The following is a 16,031-nucleotide window of genomic DNA, read 5'->3' on the forward strand; positions in this document are numbered from 1 at the left end:
CCCAAAGCCAAAACGGAGCGAGACCTCGCGACCAAATCGCTCCGCGAGCCTGTCCTCGCTAACTGCGCAACAGGCCCGCAAGGGGAGAAGGAAAGCGCTCAGCCCCGTCCATTCACAAGGTCTCCCACGATGTCGTATTTCCCCGAAATACGCATCTTGTAGACCTCGTAATTTTCCATCACGCGTTGCACGTAACTTCTTGTTTCGGTGTAGGGGATCCGCTCGATCCAGTCGACGACGGCATCCACGTCCTTGCCGCGCGGGTCGCCGTATTTCGCCACCCACTGGGCGGCGCGGTTGGGGCCGGCATTGTAGCCGGCGAAGGTCAGCACATAGGAACCGCCGAAGCGGTCGAGCTGCTCGCCGAGAAAGGCTGAGCCCAGCGTCGCGTTGTAGCCGGCATCGCTCGTCAGCCGCGCCTGCGAGAAACTCATGCCGGCCTTCTTCGCCAGCTGCTTGGCGGTGCCCGGCATCAACTGCAGCAGGCCGCGCGCGCCGGCGCTGGAGACGGCGCCGACGTTGAACTCGCTTTCCTGGCGGGCGATGGCATAGGCAAGCGCCTTGCCCGACCCCGAAATATTCGCCGAATCGGGAATGACACCCAGCGGATGCGACAGCGCGCCGACATCGATGCCGCGCTGGGCGGCGATCTTGCCGACCTTCAGCGCCATGAAATGGTTGCCCTGCTTTTCGGCCAGCACCGCGAGCAGCGCCAGTTCGCCCGGACTGGTCAGCTGCCCGGCAAGGTCGCGGTAGAGCGTTTCGGCGTAGCGGTCATAGCCAGCCTCCTGCAGCCGCTTGATCGCGCTCACCGCCTCGCGGCCGTCGAAGCTCTGGCGGTCGGCGGCGCTCGGTTTCGGATAGACGATGTTGAGGGTCCTCAGGCCCACGCGCTCGCCCGCGAGCTGGCCGTAGAAGGTCGTGCCGTAGCTGGCCGCGCGCGTGAAATAATCCTTGGCGCTGCCCGGGCCGCCGACTTCCGCCGCGCGGCCGAGCCAATAATAGGCGCGCGACAGCGACACCGATCCCTGGGCGAGCTCGGTGATGCGCTTGAAGTGGGTGGCGGCGGTCGCCGGATCGTTGAGGCCTCGGAGCGCATACCAGCCGGCGTGGAATTCGGCCTCGGCGGCATTAGCCGGGCTTTCGGCCGCATGTATGGAGACGATTTTGTAGGCGGTCTTCATGTCGCCCTGGTCGACCAGCTCGCGCGACAGCACGCGGCGCTCGACCCACCAGGCATCGGGGTCGACCAGCGAATCGCGATCGGTCGGCGCTTTCATCACGACAGAAGCCGCATCGGCGAATTTCTGCTGCTTGCGCAGATATTCGGCCTCGGCGAAGAAATAACCTGCCGAGCGCTGCGCCGCAGGCACCGCCTTCAACAGCTTGGCGGCGTTCTTGTCGCCCTTGTCGGCGGCCGCCCACGCATCCGCCAGCGGCTGCGCGCCGGCGAGGCCGGCGACCCGCAGGGCCGAGGAGGGCCGGTCGGCATAGAACATGCGCTCCATGCGGTAGCGATGGTCGGCCGCCGGAATCAGCGTGCCGAACTCCTTGATGACGGTCGCTTCGTCCTTTGCTTCCAGCTTCTCGGTACGCCAGAACGGCACAAGCACCGCGCGGGCGGCGGCCTGGTTGCCGAGCGCCACCTGCGAGCGGGCAAGGATGATGACGCCCTCCGGCGTCAGCGGCTGGCTGCGGCCGAAGGCCTGAACCACCACTTGCGGCGGCGGGTTTTCGCGATAGAGCGCACGCTCGCTGTTCTTGCGCAGCGCGACCGTGCCTGGCCACCCGGGAAGCATCTTGGCGGCATCGGCAATCTCGCCGCTCGGCACCTGGTCGCCACCGTAAAGCGCGATCGCCCAGGCGAGGATATGCCGGTCGAGCGAAGTGGCAGGCAGCGTGTCGCGGGCATTGCGCGCGCCGGCAATGTTGTTGGCGGCAAGCGCGTCGAGGCCGCTCTTGAGGTGCGCTATGTCGGTAGACGGCGCTGTAGGGCCGAGCGCCTGCGGTGCATCGGGAGCCGGGATCGAGGCTGTCATGCGCGCGTCGACGCTGCCGCCGATCGCCATGCCTGGCATCAGCGCAGCGATCGCGCCCAAAAGCGCGAAGAGATGAGGCCGCCTCGTCGGCATTCTGCGATCCTAGCACATCGTCAGCAGGCGCGGGCACTTGAGAACCCGATGCGAAGCCTAAACTTAGGTCGTGAAGGGCTCGTAAACAAAAGGTTATCGAGGCCGTTCGAATGGCGCTTGCTGGTGTCCCGATTCTGAAATTCGCATGACCTTGATATCGGGCGCGGCGCGAATTTCAGAATCGCAGGGACACCAGCCAACTGTCGAATCCAGTGACGTTTTGGTTTTCGATGTTCGCCCCGGGCCTGATACCGACGTCTGGCGAACATCGAAAACCACGACACTGGCACTGCGCCGATGCTTGCCGCTGAACCATGTCGAGACTATGGTGCGCGGCTTCGCTTTCGGTTAGAAGGCGCGCAAATAAGATGCCGACGCATGGCGCCCAAAGCAGGAACCGGTTTTTGGGCAAAGACATGCATAAACGAACAAAGTTCCAAGGAGTTTGGACGATATGCTGAGAGGCTCGCTCACCGCGCTCGTGACGCCGTTCGAAAAGAGCGGGCGCTTCGACGAGAAAGCCTTTCGCGATTTCGTCGAATGGCAGATCGCCGAGGGCACCAAGGGGCTCGTTCCAGTCGGCACCACCGGCGAGTCGCCGACGCTCTCGCATGAGGAGCATCGCCATGTCGTGAAGGTCGCCATCGAGGTGGCCAAGGGCAGGGTTCCGGTCGTGGCCGGCGCGGGCTCCAACAACACCGAGGAAGCTGTCGGCCTGGTGAAGTATGCCGAACAGGCCGGCGCCGATGCCGCCCTTGTGGTCACGCCTTATTACAACAAGCCCACGCAGCGTGGCCTTTATGAGCATTTCGCCGCCGTTGCCCGCGCGACCACGCTGCCGATCATCATCTACAACATCCCGCCGCGCTCGGTGATCGACATGACGCCGGAGACGATGGGCAGGCTGCGCCACGATTTCAAGAACATTGCCGGCGTCAAGGATGCCACCGGCAAGGTCGAGCGTGTCTCCGAGCAGCGCATGACCTGCGGCAGGGATTTCATCCAGCTCTCCGGCGAGGATGCTTCCGCGCTCGGTTTCAACGCCCATGGCGGCGTCGGCTGCATCTCGGTGACGTCCAACGTCGCGCCGCGGCTGTGCGCCGAATTCCAGGAAGCGACGCTCTCTGGTGACAGCGCCAGGGCGCTCGAGCTGCAGGACCGGCTCTTGCCGCTGCACAAGGCGATCTTCATCGAGCCCGGCGTATCCGGCGCCAAATACGCGCTGTCGAAGCTGGGCAAGGTCGAGAACGTGGTCCGCTCGCCGCTGGTGACGGTCGAGTCCTCGACCGCCGAGAAGCTCGACGCGGCGCTGAAGCACGCCGGCTTGATAAATTAGGGATGAGGCGCCACCTCTCCGCATTATGAATCAAGTCAAGAAAGCCGACCCCAACAACAGGACGGTCGCCGAAAACCGCAAGGCGCGCTTTTCCTATGAGGTGCTCGACACGATCGAGACCGGCTTGGTGCTGACCGGCACCGAGGTCAAGTCGCTGCGCCAGGGCCAGGCCAACATCCAGGAAAGCTACGCTTCGGCCGAGGGCGGCGAGATCTGGCTGATCAATTCCTATCTTCCGGAATATCTGCAGGCCAACCGCTTCAACCACGAACCGCGCCGCCGCCGCAAATTGCTGGTCTCCAAGCGCGAGATGGCGAAACTCTCGCAAAGCGTCGAGCGCGAGGGCATGACGCTGGTGCCGCTGAAAATCTACTTCAACGATCGCGGCCGCGCCAAGCTGCTGCTCGCGGTTGCCCGCGGCAAGAAACTGCACGACAAGCGCGAGACCGAAAAGCAGCGCGACTGGTCGCGTGAGAAGGGCCGGTTGCTGAAGGAGCGCGGCTAAGCTCCCGGGCCGGCCGCACCCGGTCGCTGAAAAAAGCCGCCAGCCGGTTCTCTGGTCTGGCGCGTACCTTCCGACGGGGGATGTCTTGGGCAAGCGGATTGTGTTCTGGGGGCTTGCCGGCGTGGTTGTCGCCTGTGCCGTGGCCGCGGGTGCGTTCTTCTGGTTCCGTGGCTTTTCGCCGAACCGCGCCGAGTTCCCGATCCGGGGTATCGACGTTTCCCATCATCAGGGAAAGATCGACTGGCCCCGGGTCGCTGCCGACGATGTCGCCTTCGCCATCATCAAGGCGACCGAAGGCGGCACCCATGTCGACACCCTGTTTGCGGCCAATCTGCGCGAGGCGCGCGCGGCCGGCCTGGCGGTCGGCGCCTATCACTTCTTCACCTTCTGCCGCCCAGGCGCCGAACAGGCGAGGAACTTCATGTCGGTGGTACCGCGCGACGCGCCGCTTTTACCGCCCGTGGTTGACATCGAATTCGGCGGCAATTGCCCGCAGCGTCCGTCCCCGGAGCAGTTGAACGCCGAGCTTGCCGCTTTCCTCGGCCCTGTCGAGGCGGCGTTCGGCAAGCAGGCGATCTTCTATCTGACCGACGAGGCGGCCGACGCCTATTCCGGAAGCATCCTGACCCGTCAGCGCTGGCTGCGTTCGCTCGCGACGAGGCCCCGCGAGAACGACTGGATCTACTGGCAGTATCACAATATGGGCCGCGTCGACGGCATCAAAGGCGATGTCGATCTCAACGTCCTGAAGGGCGGCCGCGAAACGCTGGCTGAGTTGTTTGCAACGACGCGTTGAGTTGCCCGGCCGCCGAATTGTCTGCCGCATCGCTGACGGGCTCAGGATCCGCTGGGCGCAGGCGCGCTCGGACGTTTGCCTGCAATACGTCCTCCGACCGCTGACAGGCCCATCCCGACCGCCATGATCGCGATGGCCGCGAACTGGATCGCCAGGGGCGTTTCGCCGAGTATGGCCATGCCGACAAACACCGTGGCAATCGGAACGCCCGGCAGGAACAGCGACGCCATCTGCGGCCCCAACTGCCCGACGACATAGGTATAGAGGAACATGGCTGCCGCGCCGGCCAGAATCCCCTGGATCACGATCTGGCTGATGATCTCCGTGGCGGCTGCGGCATGGATATGGCTTGGTGCGACGAAATAGAGAACCGGCAACGGCAAGCACGACAGAAGCACCACCGCAGCCGTCGCCGTGACCGGATCGGCACGCCACCGCCGGACAAGAATGGCATAGGTCGAGAACATCAGCCCCGATCCGATGAAAAGCATATCGCCGAAGAGGACGCCGCCGGTGCCGCCACGCCCCGGCGCAATGAACAGCAACAGGCCGGCGATGATCGCGACGACACCGATGGTCCGTTGCTGCGGAGCGCTCTCGTTGAAGACGATGCGTGACAGCAGGAACGAAAAGAAGACGATCGACGCTGGACAAAGCGCCGCCGCATGGGCGGCAGGGGCATAGGTCAGGCCCCAATTGATGATCAGCGGATAAGGCAACCCGGCCAACGCCGCCAATGCCAGAGCTCGTCGCCAACCAAGCGCCCTCATGCTTGCAAAGCCGCAGCGCCAAACGATCGGCAGAAAGACCACACCCGCGCCGCCAAAGCGCAAGACGGCCAGATCCGTCGCCGTCAGGTGCTCCCGGAGGCTGAAGCGGGCGGCGACGAATTGGACGGCGTAGATGCCGATCATGATCAGGCCGGCGATAATCGCCAGTCTCGCTTTTCCTGCGTCTGCCACGACCTGCCACCCTAATGTCGCCGGCGGTGGAGACCGTCTCCACCGCTGCGGCGAAAGCGCAGGCTATTGTCTGGGCTTCTGCGTTGAAATACCCTCTTTTTGGAAATGGTAGCGGAATTCACATCAAAAAGGCCATTCTAAAGTGAATCCAGAAGCAAGCGATCTCGACGCGGTCTTCTTCGGCTTTTGCAGGAGGATGGGCGCCGCACCACGCTTGATCTGGCGGCGCGTGTCGGCCTGTCGCCGACCGGCACCAGCATGCGGGTGAAGCGGCTGTTTCGGGAAGGCTACATCACCGCGGTCAGGGCCATGCTGGATCCCGCCAAGATCGGGCGCGGCACGCTCGTCTTCATCGAGGTTCGCCTCGATCACACCGCGCCTCATATTTTCGAACGCTTCGCCGAAGCGGTGACCAGGGCGCCCGAGGTTCTCGAGTGCCACATGGTCGTTGGTGGCTTCGACTATCTGGTCAAGGCGCGAATTTCGGAAATGGCCGCCTATCAGGATTTTCTGACGCGGGTCATTCTCGCGCTGCCGGGAGTGAAGGAGACGCACACCTATGCCTCGATAGGCGACGTGAAGCCGCATGCACTGCTGCCGGTATAGTCGCCGGACGCTCTGAATCTAGGTCTTCAGGAACGCCGCGATCTCCTTGAACACATTGACGAACATCTCCTCCGTCAGCACGCCCGTATTGGTGTTGTAGCGCGAGCAGTGATAGCTGGAAAACAGCGCGATGCCGCTGCCGGCTTCCTGCCGCCCGCCATGGCGGAACGGAAAGGCTGCGACGCGCTCACCCAGCGCCCGCACCGTCGACTGATGCGCGATCGAACCCAGCGTCAGGATGGCGCGAAGGTTGGGGAAGCGCGCGATGGTGGGTTTTAAAAAAGTCCGGCAGGTGGCGATCTCGGCGCCCACCGGCTTGTTCTCCGGCGGCACGCAGCGCACCGCATTGGTGATGGCCGTGCCGACAAGCTCGAGCCCGTCATCCGGCCTTGCCTTGAACTCGCCGCGCGCCAGGCCATGCGCGATCATCGTGCCGTAGAGCAGGTCGCCGGCATAGTCGCCGGTGAAGGGACGTCCCGTGCGGTTGGCGCCGCGCAGGCCGGGCGCCAGCCCGACGATCAGGAGTTTGACCGAATTCTCGCCTTCCGGTGGCAGGAAGGTCGGCACCGGCGCGTTAAACCAGCCCGGCTCACGCTCGCGCCAGGCGGCGATGAAATCATGCAGCCGCGGGCAAAGCGGGCAGTCACGGTCGGGTTCCGGGGAGGGCGCGGCGCTCAAGGCCGCAGTCCGTCAGTAATCGTCCTCGTCGACTTCGGCGGGTTCCGGCCGGCGCACCGGCCGCTCGGACGGATCGCGGCCGACTTCGCTCTTCAGCGTCATCAGGTCGATGAAATGGTCGGCCTGGCGGCGCAGATCGTCGGAGATCATCGGCGGCTGCGAGGCCATGGTCGAAATGATCGATACCTTGCGGCCACGTCGCTGCAGAGCTTCGACCAGCGTGCGGAAGTCGCCGTCGCCGGAGAAGATGACATAATGGTCGACGACATCGGCGAGCTCCAGCGCATCGACGGTCAGCTCGATGTCCATATTGCCCTTGATCTTGCGGCGGCCGGTCGAGTCGGTGAATTCCTTCGCGGGCTTCGTCACCACCTTGAAGCCGTTATAGTCGAGCCAGTCGATCAGCGGCCGGATGGAGGAATATTCCTGATCCTCGACCAGGGCGGTATAGTAGTAGGCGCGCAGCAGGTAGCCGCGCTTCTGGAAGCTCGACAGGAGCTTGCGGTAATCGATGTCGAAGCCCAGCGCGCGGGACGTGGCGTAGAGATTGGCACCGTCGATGAAAAGAGCGATCTTTTCACGGGGATCGAACATTGAAAAACATCCCTTTCGAAAATTTCTGTCGTCTAAAAGCGTTTGACGAATAGGTCCGGCAAATGGACCTTGCTACTGTCACATCCGAGATAACGCGCAATTTGTGGATATCCAAGGGCACGGCCGGCATTGCAAGCAATTGTGATCGCGACTATCTAAGCGCGATCATGGCGCGCTGCCGATAATGAGCCGGCAAGGGGCCGCAAAGTTGGCGCCGGCGCCATAAAGCTTGTATTTCGCCCGCGCCCGCGTTATGGAGCGCGCCAGCTTTCCACCAAATCCATCGCATGAAAGGGGCAGTCCATGGCCCGCGTAACCGTTGAAGATTGCATCGACAAGGTCGACAACCGTTTTGAACTCGTGCTGCTCGCCGGCCATCGCGCCCGCCAGATCAGCCAGGGCGCGCAGATCACCGTTCCGCGCGACAACGACAAAAACCCGGTCATCGCGCTGCGCGAGATCGCCGACGAGACGCTGTCGCCCGACGACCTCAAGGAAGACCTGATCCACTCGCTGCAGAAGCATGTCGAGGTCGACGAGCCGGAGGCCGAGGGCGAGGCGATTACCGACCAGACCGGGGCGACCGCTGTCGCAGCCGACACCGACGAGGCCGAGGAGAACATCACCTTCGACCGCATGAGCGAGGAAGACCTGCTCGCCGGCATCGAAGGTCTGGTGCCGCCGGAAAAGAGCGACGACTATTAAGGCTTATGACAATTCTGCTCACTGTTGTTGAGCGGATTCTGAAAAGCTTCCGAGTTCGCCTGGATCAAGCATCCGGCACTTCCGTCTCGTAAGTTTCGTGGCTATCTATGGGATGCGTCGCACGCCAGTGCGGCGCATCAATCATTTCAGCACCGCGAGATCCCGCCATGATGCGTCAGTATGAGCTTGTCGAGCGCGTCCAGCGCTACAAGCCTGACGTCAACGAGGCGCTGCTCAACAAGGCTTACGTCTATGCCATGCAGAAGCATGGCCACCAGAAACGCGCCTCGGGCGATCCTTATTTCTCGCATCCGCTCGAAGTCGCCGCCATCCTCACCGACATGCACATGGACGAGGCGACCATCGCCGTTGCCCTGCTGCACGACACGATCGAGGACACGACCGCGACCCGCGCCGAGATCGACGAGCTCTTCGGCCCCGAAATGGGCAAGCTGGTCGAGGGCCTCACCAAGCTGAAGAAGCTCGATCTGGTCTCCAAGAAGGCCGAGCAGGCCGAGAACCTGCGCAAGCTTCTGCTCGCGATCTCCGAGGATATTCGCGTTCTTCTGGTCAAACTCGCCGACCGCCTGCACAACATGCGCACGCTCGACCATATGCCCGAGTCCAAGCGCCTGCGCATCGCCGAGGAGACGATGGAAATCTATGCGCCGCTGGCCGGGCGCATGGGCATGCAAGGCATGCGCGAGGAGCTGGAGGAAATCGCCTTCCGCTACATCAATCCGGAGGCCTACCGCGCCGTCACCGCAAGGCTTGCCGAGATTTTCGAGCGCAACAAGGGCGTCCTTCAGGAGATCGAGACGGCGCTGTCGGGCCTGTTCGAGAAACACGCCATCAAGGCGAGCGTGAAGAGCCGGCAGAAGAAGCCGTGGTCGGTGTTCCGCAAGATGGAGGCTAAGGCGCTCTCCTTCGAGCAGCTCTCCGACATTTTCGGTTTCCGCGTCGTCGTCGATACGGTCGACGACTGCTACCGCGCGCTTGGCGCGATCCACACCACCTGGTCGATGGTGCCTGGCCGCTTCAAGGACTACATCTCGACGCCGAAGCAGAACGACTACCGTTCCATTCACACCACCATCGTCGGCCCGTCGCGCCAGCGTGTCGAATTGCAGATCCGCACCAAGGAGATGAACAAGATCGCCGAATATGGCGTCGCCGCGCATTCGATCTACAAGGATACCGGCGGCAAGATGAACGGCGCGGGCCATGCGATCTCCAGGGAGACCAACGCCTATGCTTGGCTGCGGCGCACCATCGAGCAACTGGCCGAAGGCGACAATCCCGAGGATTTCCTCGAGAACACCAAGCTGGAGCTGTTCCAGGACCAGGTGTTCTGCTTCACGCCCAAGGGCATGCTGATCGCGCTGCCGCGCGGCGCCACCCCGATCGATTTCGCCTATGCCGTCCACACCGATGTCGGCGACACCTGCGTCGGCGCCAAGGTCAACGGCCGCATCATGCCGCTGATGACGGAATTGAAGAATGGCGACGAGGTCGAGATCATCCGCTCCAAGGCGCAGGTGCCGCCTGCCGCCTGGGAATCGGTCGTGGTCACCGGCAAGGCGCGCGCCGCCATCCGCCGCGCCACCAAGAACGCGATCCGTAAGCAATATTCCGGCCTCGGCGCCCGCATCCTGGAGCGCGCCTTCGAGCGCGCCGGCAAGACTTTTACCAAAGAGAGCCTGAAACCGGTGCTGCACCGGCTGGCGCGCAAGGATATCGAGGACGTTCTGGCTTCCGTCGGCCGTGGCGAACTGAGCTCGACCGACGTCATGAAAGCGGTCTTCCCCGACTATAAGGACGAGCGCGTCACCGTGGCGCCGCCCAAGCAGCGCGAAGAAGGCTGGTCGAAGATCCGCAACGCCGCCGGCATGCTGTTCCAGATGCCCGGCACCCGCGCCGCGCGCAAGGACAGCAAGAACCAGCAGCGCGACGGCGCGGTCCCGATCCGCGGCGTGCGCGGCGACCTGCCGGTGCGCTTCGCGCCGGAAGGCGCCGTGCCCGGCGACCGCATCGTCGGCATCATCCAGCCGGGAACCGGCATCACCATCTATCCGATCCAGTCGCCGGCGCTGCAGGCCTTCGACGACCAGCCCGAGCGCTGGATCGATGTGCGCTGGGATATCGACGAGCGCACCAAGGAGCGTTTCCCGGCGCGTATCTCGGTCACCGCCATCAATGCGCCGGGTTCGCTGGCCGACATCGCCCAGGTGGTGGCGTCCAACGACGCCAACATCCACACGCTGTCGATGATACGCACGGCACCCGATTTCACCGAGATGCTGATCGATCTCGAGGTCTGGGACCTGAAACATCTCAACCGGCTGCTGTCGCAGCTCAAGGACAATTCGAGCGTCAGCGATGCGCGGCGCGTGAATGGGTGAATAGTGAATGATGAATAGTGAATAGAAGCTGCTCTCACTGCCATTCACCACTCACCATTCACCATTCGCCAAGGGCATGGAGCGAACAATGAACACCGACGAAGTGCTGGGCATTTTCCGCGAGGCCGGTGCCGTTCTCGAAGGTCATTTCATCTTGACGTCCGGCCTGCGCAGTCCGGTCTTCCTGCAGAAGGCCCGCGTGTTCATGCATGCCGACAAGACCGAGCGCCTCTGCAAGGCGCTGGCCGAGAAGATCCGCAAGGCAGTGCCAGGCGGGATCGATTATGTCGTCGGCCCGGCCATCGGCGGCCTGATCCCGGCCTATGAAACCTCGCGTCATCTCGCCGCCCCGGCGATCTGGGTCGAGCGGGAAGGGGGCGAATTCAGGCTGCGCCGCTTCGAGATCGCCAAGGGCGCGCGCGTCGTCATTGTCGAGGACATCGTCACCACGGGCCTGTCGATCCGCGAGACCATCGATTGCCTGCGCGAGCTTGGCGCCGAAGTCGTGGCGGCCGCCTGCATCATCGACCGCTCGGCCGGCAAGACCGATGTCGGCGTGCCGTTGATCGCGCTTGCCGAATATGAAGTGCCGGCCTATCCCGCCGACCGCCTGCCGCCGGAACTTGCCGCTATTCCAGCCGTTAAGCCCGGAAGCCGCAACATCTGACTCCGCAATGTATGAAAACAAGCACTTGGGCGCGTCGCTTGAATCTCTCTGGCCGCCGCCCGCGCCGGGGTCGCCATGATCGCCGGCATCGACCATTTCGTGCTGACGGTCCGCTCGGTCGAAGCGACCTGCGCGTTCTATCAGCGTGTGCTCGGCATGCGGCGGCTCGATGAACCGAACCGGCCGACCGCGCTTCTTTTCGGCTCGCAGAAGATCAACCTGCACGAAATCGGCCGCACCTTCGAGCCGAAGGCGAAGGCGCCGACGCCGGGCTCCGGCGATTTCTGCCTCGTGGCGGCGGTGCCGCTTGCCGAAGTCCAGGCGAGCCTCGAAGCCCATCGCGTGACGGTCGAGGTCGGCCCAGTCGAGCCCACTGGCGCGCGCGGCCCGATGATGTCGGTCTATTTCCGCGATCCGGACGGCAATCTGGTCGAGGTCAGCGAGTATCCGTTCACCTGAGATCGAGCCGCATGGCGCAGCGCTGATCCGAAGCCATGCCGTGCTTGGCCTCATCGCTGAGCAGGCTGGCCAGCCGTCCGTCGATTTCGGCATTTTCCAGAATGCGAAATCCGAACTTGCGATAAAAGGGCGCATTCCAGGCGACAGCGCGAAATGTGGTGAGCGTCACCGCGGCCAGGCCGAGCCGCCCGGCGTCCGCGACCGCCCGTTCGAGCAGGGCGCGGCCGATGCCCTGGCCCTGCCGGTCGAGGCGCACGTCCAGTTCCCAGATATGCAGCGCATCGCCCTCGATCCCGGCGCTCAGGAAGCCGACCGGCCGGTCCTTCTCGTCTGCGGCAACCCAGCATGCGCCCGCGGCGATCAGCGCGCGGTGTCGCTCGACGCTGACATTGTCGCCGTCGGCGAGCCACGCCAGTTCCGCGATGGCGCGGAACGCCAGCCCGGCGGACTGTTCGATAGCCGGCAGTGCCTCGACGTCCTCTGCCCGCGCCGGTCGAATGGTGATCATTTTGCTCCGCATCCCAGATGTCTTCCTCAGTTTCGCCAGAATGACGGCCTTGTTACAGCCTGCGGCAGACCATCGCGCCGGCGTTTCGTTGTTACGCGGCCTGCCTGTCTCTATATCAGAGACTTGTTGCCTTTCTGCGCCATCGAAGCGCAAGATATGTGTGGCGCGTCCCGGTGGGCAGGGGCAGCGCGTGTTGGACCGGGAACTGGAACAGAGTGCTTTTTCGACGCCGAGAGCCTGATGGCCTCCTGGAGCGGGTGCGTACTTATCTATGGCCGCGCCGCTCGTTCTCTCGTTCCGTGCAATATTTCTCCAAACGCATCCTGCGGCTGAAGTCGACTCCGCATTCGGTCGCCGCCGGCGTCGCCGCAGGTGTTTTTGCCTCCTTCTTCCCGCTTGGCGTCCATTTCGTGGTTGCTGCGGTGCTGTGCTGGGTGATCGCCGGCAATCTGGTCGCTGCGGCGCTCGGCGCGGTGTTTTTCGGCAATCCGCTGACCTCTCCGCTGCTGTGGGGCGCCTCCTGGGAAACCGGCAAACTGATCCTGCGTCAACATCTGCCGAGGCACGGGCCGCCCGAGCATCTGGGCGAAATGATGCACAAGCTCTCCTTCGACAAGCTTTGGGCGCCCGTTCTGGAGCCGATGCTGATCGGCGCTGTGCTGCTTGGCCTGGTCTTCGGCCTCCTGTTCTATGGCATCACGCGCTGGGGCATGACCGTGTTTCGCGAGAAGCGCAGGAAGCGCATGGCCGAGCGTGCCGAGAAGAAGGCGCGGCAGGGCGGACGGGAAGTTCCGGCGGAATGATCATCGGCATCGGCAGCGACCTGATCGACGTCAGACGTATCGAGAAATCGCTGGAGCGGCACGGCCAGCGCTTTATCCAGCGCATCTACACCGAGGTCGAGCAGGCCAAGTCGGAAAAGCGCGCCGCGCGCGCGGCTTCCTATGCCAAGCGCTTCGCCGCCAAGGAGGCCTGCGCGAAGGCGTTGGGCACCGGCATGGCCGAGGGCGTGTTCTGGCGCGACATGGGCGTGGTCAACCTGCCGAGCGGCGCGCCGACCATGGCGCTGACCGGCGGCGCCGCGGCCAGGCTGGAGAAAATCCTGCCGAAAGGCCACCGCGCCCTCATCCATCTCACCATCACCGACGATTTCCCGCTTGCTCAAGCCTTTGTGATCATCGAGGCAGTGCCCGCCGAACAAGCGCCACATTGATTCCATCTGACCACGAGCGGCATGACGTTGCCCAGCGCGCGCCGAGACTCTATACCAACATCGCACAATCGAGGACGACATGAGCGTGGCTGAAAAATCGCAGAAGAAATCCGGCGGGCTTGGTGAAACCTTCTCCGTCATCATCCAGGCTCTGCTGCTCGCGCTCGTCATCCGCACGCTGCTTTTCCAGCCCTTCTCCATTCCGTCCGGCTCGATGCGGCCGACGCTGCTCGAAGGCGACTATCTCTTCGTCACCAAATGGGCCTATGGCTATTCGCGTTACTCGCTGCCGTTCGGTCCCGATCTCTTCTCGGGCCGCATCTGGGGCTCGGAGCCCAAGCGCGGCGACGTGGTGGTGTTCAAGTTCCCGCCCGATCCGTCGGTCGACTACATCAAGCGTGTCGTCGGCCTGCCCGGCGACAAGATCCAGGTGAAGGATGGCCAGCTTTTCATCAACGATGTCGGCGTGCCGCGCGTGAAGACCGGCCAGATCGACAATCCCGACGTCACCGAGGAAAACCGGCCGATCGATGTCTATCGTGAAACGCTGCCGAACGGCGTCAGCTATGACACGCTCGACATCAATTCCGATTCGATCGGCGACAACACGCGCGAATTCGTCGTGCCGGCCGGACACTATTTCATGATGGGCGACAATCGCGACAATTCTTCCGACAGCCGCTTCGCCGTCGGCTTTGTGCCAGCCGAGAACCTTGTCGGTCGCGCCAACCTCATCTTCTTCTCGATCGCCGGCAAGGCGAGCCCGCTCGAGATCTGGAAGTGGCCGTCACTGATGCGCGCCGGGCGCCTGTTCCATTTCGTCCATTAGAGCGATGGCGGCCAGCAAGCGTTTGACCGCCGATGCCTTGGCCGAAGCGCTTGTCGAGCGTACGGGCCATGCCTTCGCCGACCGCCAGCGCCTGCAGCGGGCGCTGACCCATGCCAGCGCCCGTTCGACCCATGCCGGCGTCGATTATGAGCGCTTCGAGTTCCTGGGCGACCGGGTTCTCGGCCTCGTCGTCGCCGACATGCTGCTCGCGACCTTTCCCGATGCCGCCGAGGGCGAGCTGTCGCTACGCCTCAACGCGCTGGTCAATGCCGAGGCGCTGTCCGAAATCGCCGAGGAGATCGGCCTGCCGGAGCTGATCCGTGCCGGCTCCGACGTGCGCAATCTCGACGGGCGCAAGCGCACCAATCTGCGCGCCGATGCGCTGGAATCGCTGATTGCCGTGCTCTACCTCGATGGTGGCCTCGAGGCTGCCCGCTCGTTTATTCATCGCTATTGGCAGCCGCGCTCGCAAGCGATCGGCGCCGCACGGCGCGACGCCAAGACGGAATTGCAGGAATGGGCGCACCAGGCAGCGGCCGGCGCCGTGCCGGCCTACCGCGTCGACGGCCGCGAGGGTCCGGATCACGATCCGCTGTTCACCGTCAGTGTCAAGGTCGGCTCCTTTGCGCCGGCGATCGGCAGCGGCCGATCCAAGCGCGAGGCCGAGCAGGCCGCCGCGGCTACTCTTTTGCTGCGCGAAGGCGTATGGAGCGCGGCATGAGCGATACGGAAACCCCTGAAGCCCCCGCGACGCGCTCCGGTTTCGTTGCGCTGATCGGCGCGCCCAATGCCGGCAAGTCGACGCTGGTCAACCAATTGGTCGGCGCCAAGGTGTCGATCGTCACCCATAAGGTGCAGACCACCCGCGCCATCGTGCGCGGCATCGCCACGCATGACAACGCGCAGATCGTCTTCGTCGACACGCCGGGCATCTTCAAGCCGAAGCGGCGGCTGGACACCGCGATGGTGACGACCGCCTGGGGCGGCGCCAAGGATGCCGATGTCGTCGTGCTTCTGATCGACGCCGAGCGCGGCATCAAGGGCGATGCCGATGCCATCCTCGACCGACTCAAAGATGTCCGGCAGCCGATGCTGCTCGTCCTCAACAAGGTCGATCGCGTTAAGCCGGAGGCGCTTCTCGCCTTGGCCGCGACCGCGAACGAACGCGTGCCGTTCAAGCGCACTTTCATGGTCTCCGCGCTCATCGGCTCCGGCTGCAAGGACCTGCTCGACTATCTCGCCCAGACGTTGCCCGCCGGCCCCTGGTACTATCCGGAGGACCAGATCTCCGACCTGCCGATGCGCCAGCTTGCGGCCGAGATCACGCGCGAAAAACTTTATCTGAGGCTGCATCAGGAACTTCCCTATTCCTCGCATATCGAAACCGAGAAATGGGAAGAGAAGAAGGACGGCTCTGTGCGCATAGAGCAGGTCATCTATGTCGAGCGCGACAGCCAGAAGAAGATCGTGCTCGGCCATAAGGGCGAGACGATCCGCGCCATCGGACAAGCCGCGCGGATGGAGATCGCTGCCATTCTGGAGCAGAAGGTGCACCTCTTCCTGTTCGTGAAGGTGCGCGAGAACTGGGGCGACGATCCCGAGCGCTACCGCGAGATGGGGCTGGAGTTTCCCCATTGAT

General features: G+C 63.7%; 17 protein-coding genes and 1 pseudogene. 13 read left to right on the forward strand and 5 right to left on the reverse strand.

The window, feature by feature from the left end; translation table 11 throughout:
• Positions 1-98 precede the first annotated feature (98 nt).
• Positions 99-2,132 carry a lytic transglycosylase domain-containing protein gene (locus LB565_RS27105; protein WP_224589162.1) on the reverse strand — a complete coding sequence of 678 codons (2,034 nt, stop codon included), beginning with the start codon at positions 2,130-2,132 and terminating at the stop codon, positions 99-101.
• Positions 2,133-2,586: 454 nt separating this feature from the next.
• On the opposite strand from LB565_RS27105, the gene dapA reads away from it, so the two are divergent.
• From dapA to LB565_RS27120, 3 genes are all read left to right on the forward strand, one after another.
• On the forward strand, positions 2,587-3,468 hold the full coding sequence (gene dapA / locus LB565_RS27110; RefSeq protein ID WP_224589163.1) for a 4-hydroxy-tetrahydrodipicolinate synthase: 882 nt from the start codon (positions 2,587-2,589) through the stop codon (positions 3,466-3,468).
• A 25-nt stretch (positions 3,469-3,493) separates the two neighbouring features.
• Positions 3,494-3,973, forward strand: coding sequence for an SsrA-binding protein SmpB (gene smpB / locus LB565_RS27115; RefSeq protein WP_127877696.1), 480 nt, complete (start codon positions 3,494-3,496; stop codon positions 3,971-3,973).
• 85 nt (positions 3,974-4,058) lie between these two features.
• Positions 4,059-4,769, forward strand: a complete 711-nt coding sequence (locus LB565_RS27120; RefSeq protein WP_224589164.1) for a GH25 family lysozyme — start codon at positions 4,059-4,061, stop codon at positions 4,767-4,769.
• Between the two features lie 41 nt (positions 4,770-4,810).
• Here LB565_RS27120 and LB565_RS27125 read toward each other — a convergent pair whose 3' ends face one another.
• On the reverse strand, positions 4,811-5,731 hold the full coding sequence (locus LB565_RS27125) for a DMT family transporter (protein WP_224589165.1): 921 nt from the start codon (positions 5,729-5,731) through the stop codon (positions 4,811-4,813).
• A gap of 159 nt (positions 5,732-5,890) precedes the next feature.
• Here LB565_RS27125 and LB565_RS27130 point away from each other — a divergent pair.
• Positions 5,891-6,337, forward strand: a pseudogene (locus LB565_RS27130) (Lrp/AsnC ligand binding domain-containing protein); the annotation flags it as partial.
• 18 nt (positions 6,338-6,355) lie between these two features.
• Here LB565_RS27130 and LB565_RS27135 read toward each other — a convergent pair.
• Both LB565_RS27135 and LB565_RS27140 read right to left on the reverse strand, forming a co-directional pair.
• Positions 6,356-7,015, reverse strand: coding sequence for a uracil-DNA glycosylase (locus LB565_RS27135; protein WP_224589167.1), 660 nt, complete (start codon positions 7,013-7,015; stop codon positions 6,356-6,358).
• Between the two features lie 12 nt (positions 7,016-7,027).
• The gene (locus LB565_RS27140; RefSeq protein ID WP_040984251.1) at positions 7,028-7,609 is read right to left on the reverse strand and encodes an NYN domain-containing protein; all 582 of its coding nucleotides are present in this window, start codon (positions 7,607-7,609) and stop codon (positions 7,028-7,030) included.
• A gap of 303 nt (positions 7,610-7,912) precedes the next feature.
• On the opposite strand from LB565_RS27140, the gene rpoZ reads away from it, so the two are divergent.
• The 4 genes from rpoZ to LB565_RS27160 all read left to right on the forward strand — a co-directional run bounded on the left by rpoZ (position 7,913) and on the right by LB565_RS27160 (position 11,842).
• On the forward strand, positions 7,913-8,314 hold the full coding sequence (gene rpoZ / locus LB565_RS27145; protein ID WP_224589168.1) for a DNA-directed RNA polymerase subunit omega: 402 nt from the start codon (positions 7,913-7,915) through the stop codon (positions 8,312-8,314).
• 167 nt (positions 8,315-8,481) lie between these two features.
• On the forward strand, positions 8,482-10,716 hold the full coding sequence (locus LB565_RS27150; protein WP_224589169.1) for a RelA/SpoT family protein: 2,235 nt from the start codon (positions 8,482-8,484) through the stop codon (positions 10,714-10,716).
• Positions 10,717-10,804: 88 nt separating this feature from the next.
• Positions 10,805-11,383, forward strand: a complete 579-nt coding sequence (pyrE, locus tag LB565_RS27155) for an orotate phosphoribosyltransferase (protein ID WP_224589170.1) — start codon at positions 10,805-10,807, stop codon at positions 11,381-11,383.
• 75 nt (positions 11,384-11,458) lie between these two features.
• Complete coding sequence (locus LB565_RS27160; RefSeq protein ID WP_224589171.1) at positions 11,459-11,842, forward strand: VOC family protein; 384 nt, start codon at positions 11,459-11,461, stop codon at positions 11,840-11,842.
• Here the strand turns inward: LB565_RS27160 and LB565_RS27165 are convergent.
• Positions 11,835-12,350: a GNAT family N-acetyltransferase gene (locus LB565_RS27165; protein WP_224589172.1), complete on the reverse strand. Its 516-nt coding sequence runs from the start codon at positions 12,348-12,350 to the stop codon at positions 11,835-11,837. The genes LB565_RS27160 and LB565_RS27165 overlap by 8 nt on opposite strands.
• 215 nt (positions 12,351-12,565) lie before the next feature.
• On the opposite strand from LB565_RS27165, the gene LB565_RS27170 reads away from it, so the two are divergent.
• From LB565_RS27170 to era, 5 genes are all read left to right on the forward strand, one after another.
• Positions 12,566-13,153: a DUF2062 domain-containing protein gene (locus LB565_RS27170; RefSeq protein ID WP_224589173.1), complete on the forward strand. Its 588-nt coding sequence runs from the start codon at positions 12,566-12,568 to the stop codon at positions 13,151-13,153.
• Positions 13,150-13,563, forward strand: a complete 414-nt coding sequence (gene acpS / locus LB565_RS27175; RefSeq protein WP_224589174.1) for a holo-ACP synthase — start codon at positions 13,150-13,152, stop codon at positions 13,561-13,563. Before LB565_RS27170 ends, acpS begins: the two co-directional genes overlap by 4 nt.
• Positions 13,564-13,642: 79 nt before the next feature.
• A complete protein-coding gene (gene lepB / locus LB565_RS27180) occupies positions 13,643-14,392 on the forward strand; it encodes a signal peptidase I (RefSeq protein ID WP_140683026.1) in 750 nt (249 codons plus the stop codon).
• A gap of 4 nt (positions 14,393-14,396) precedes the next feature.
• Positions 14,397-15,113 carry a ribonuclease III gene (gene rnc / locus LB565_RS27185; RefSeq protein WP_224589175.1) on the forward strand — a complete coding sequence of 239 codons (717 nt, stop codon included), beginning with the start codon at positions 14,397-14,399 and terminating at the stop codon, positions 15,111-15,113.
• Entirely contained in the window at positions 15,098-16,030 is a 933-nt protein-coding gene (gene era, locus LB565_RS27190) for a GTPase Era (RefSeq protein WP_224589176.1), read from the forward strand. The genes rnc and era overlap by 16 nt, the downstream gene beginning before the upstream one ends.
• Position 16,031: the final 1 nt, after the last annotated feature.

Source organism: Mesorhizobium sp. CA14 (assembly GCF_020165195.1).
In the GTDB taxonomy this organism is placed as follows: Bacteria; Pseudomonadota; Alphaproteobacteria; order Rhizobiales; family Rhizobiaceae; genus Mesorhizobium.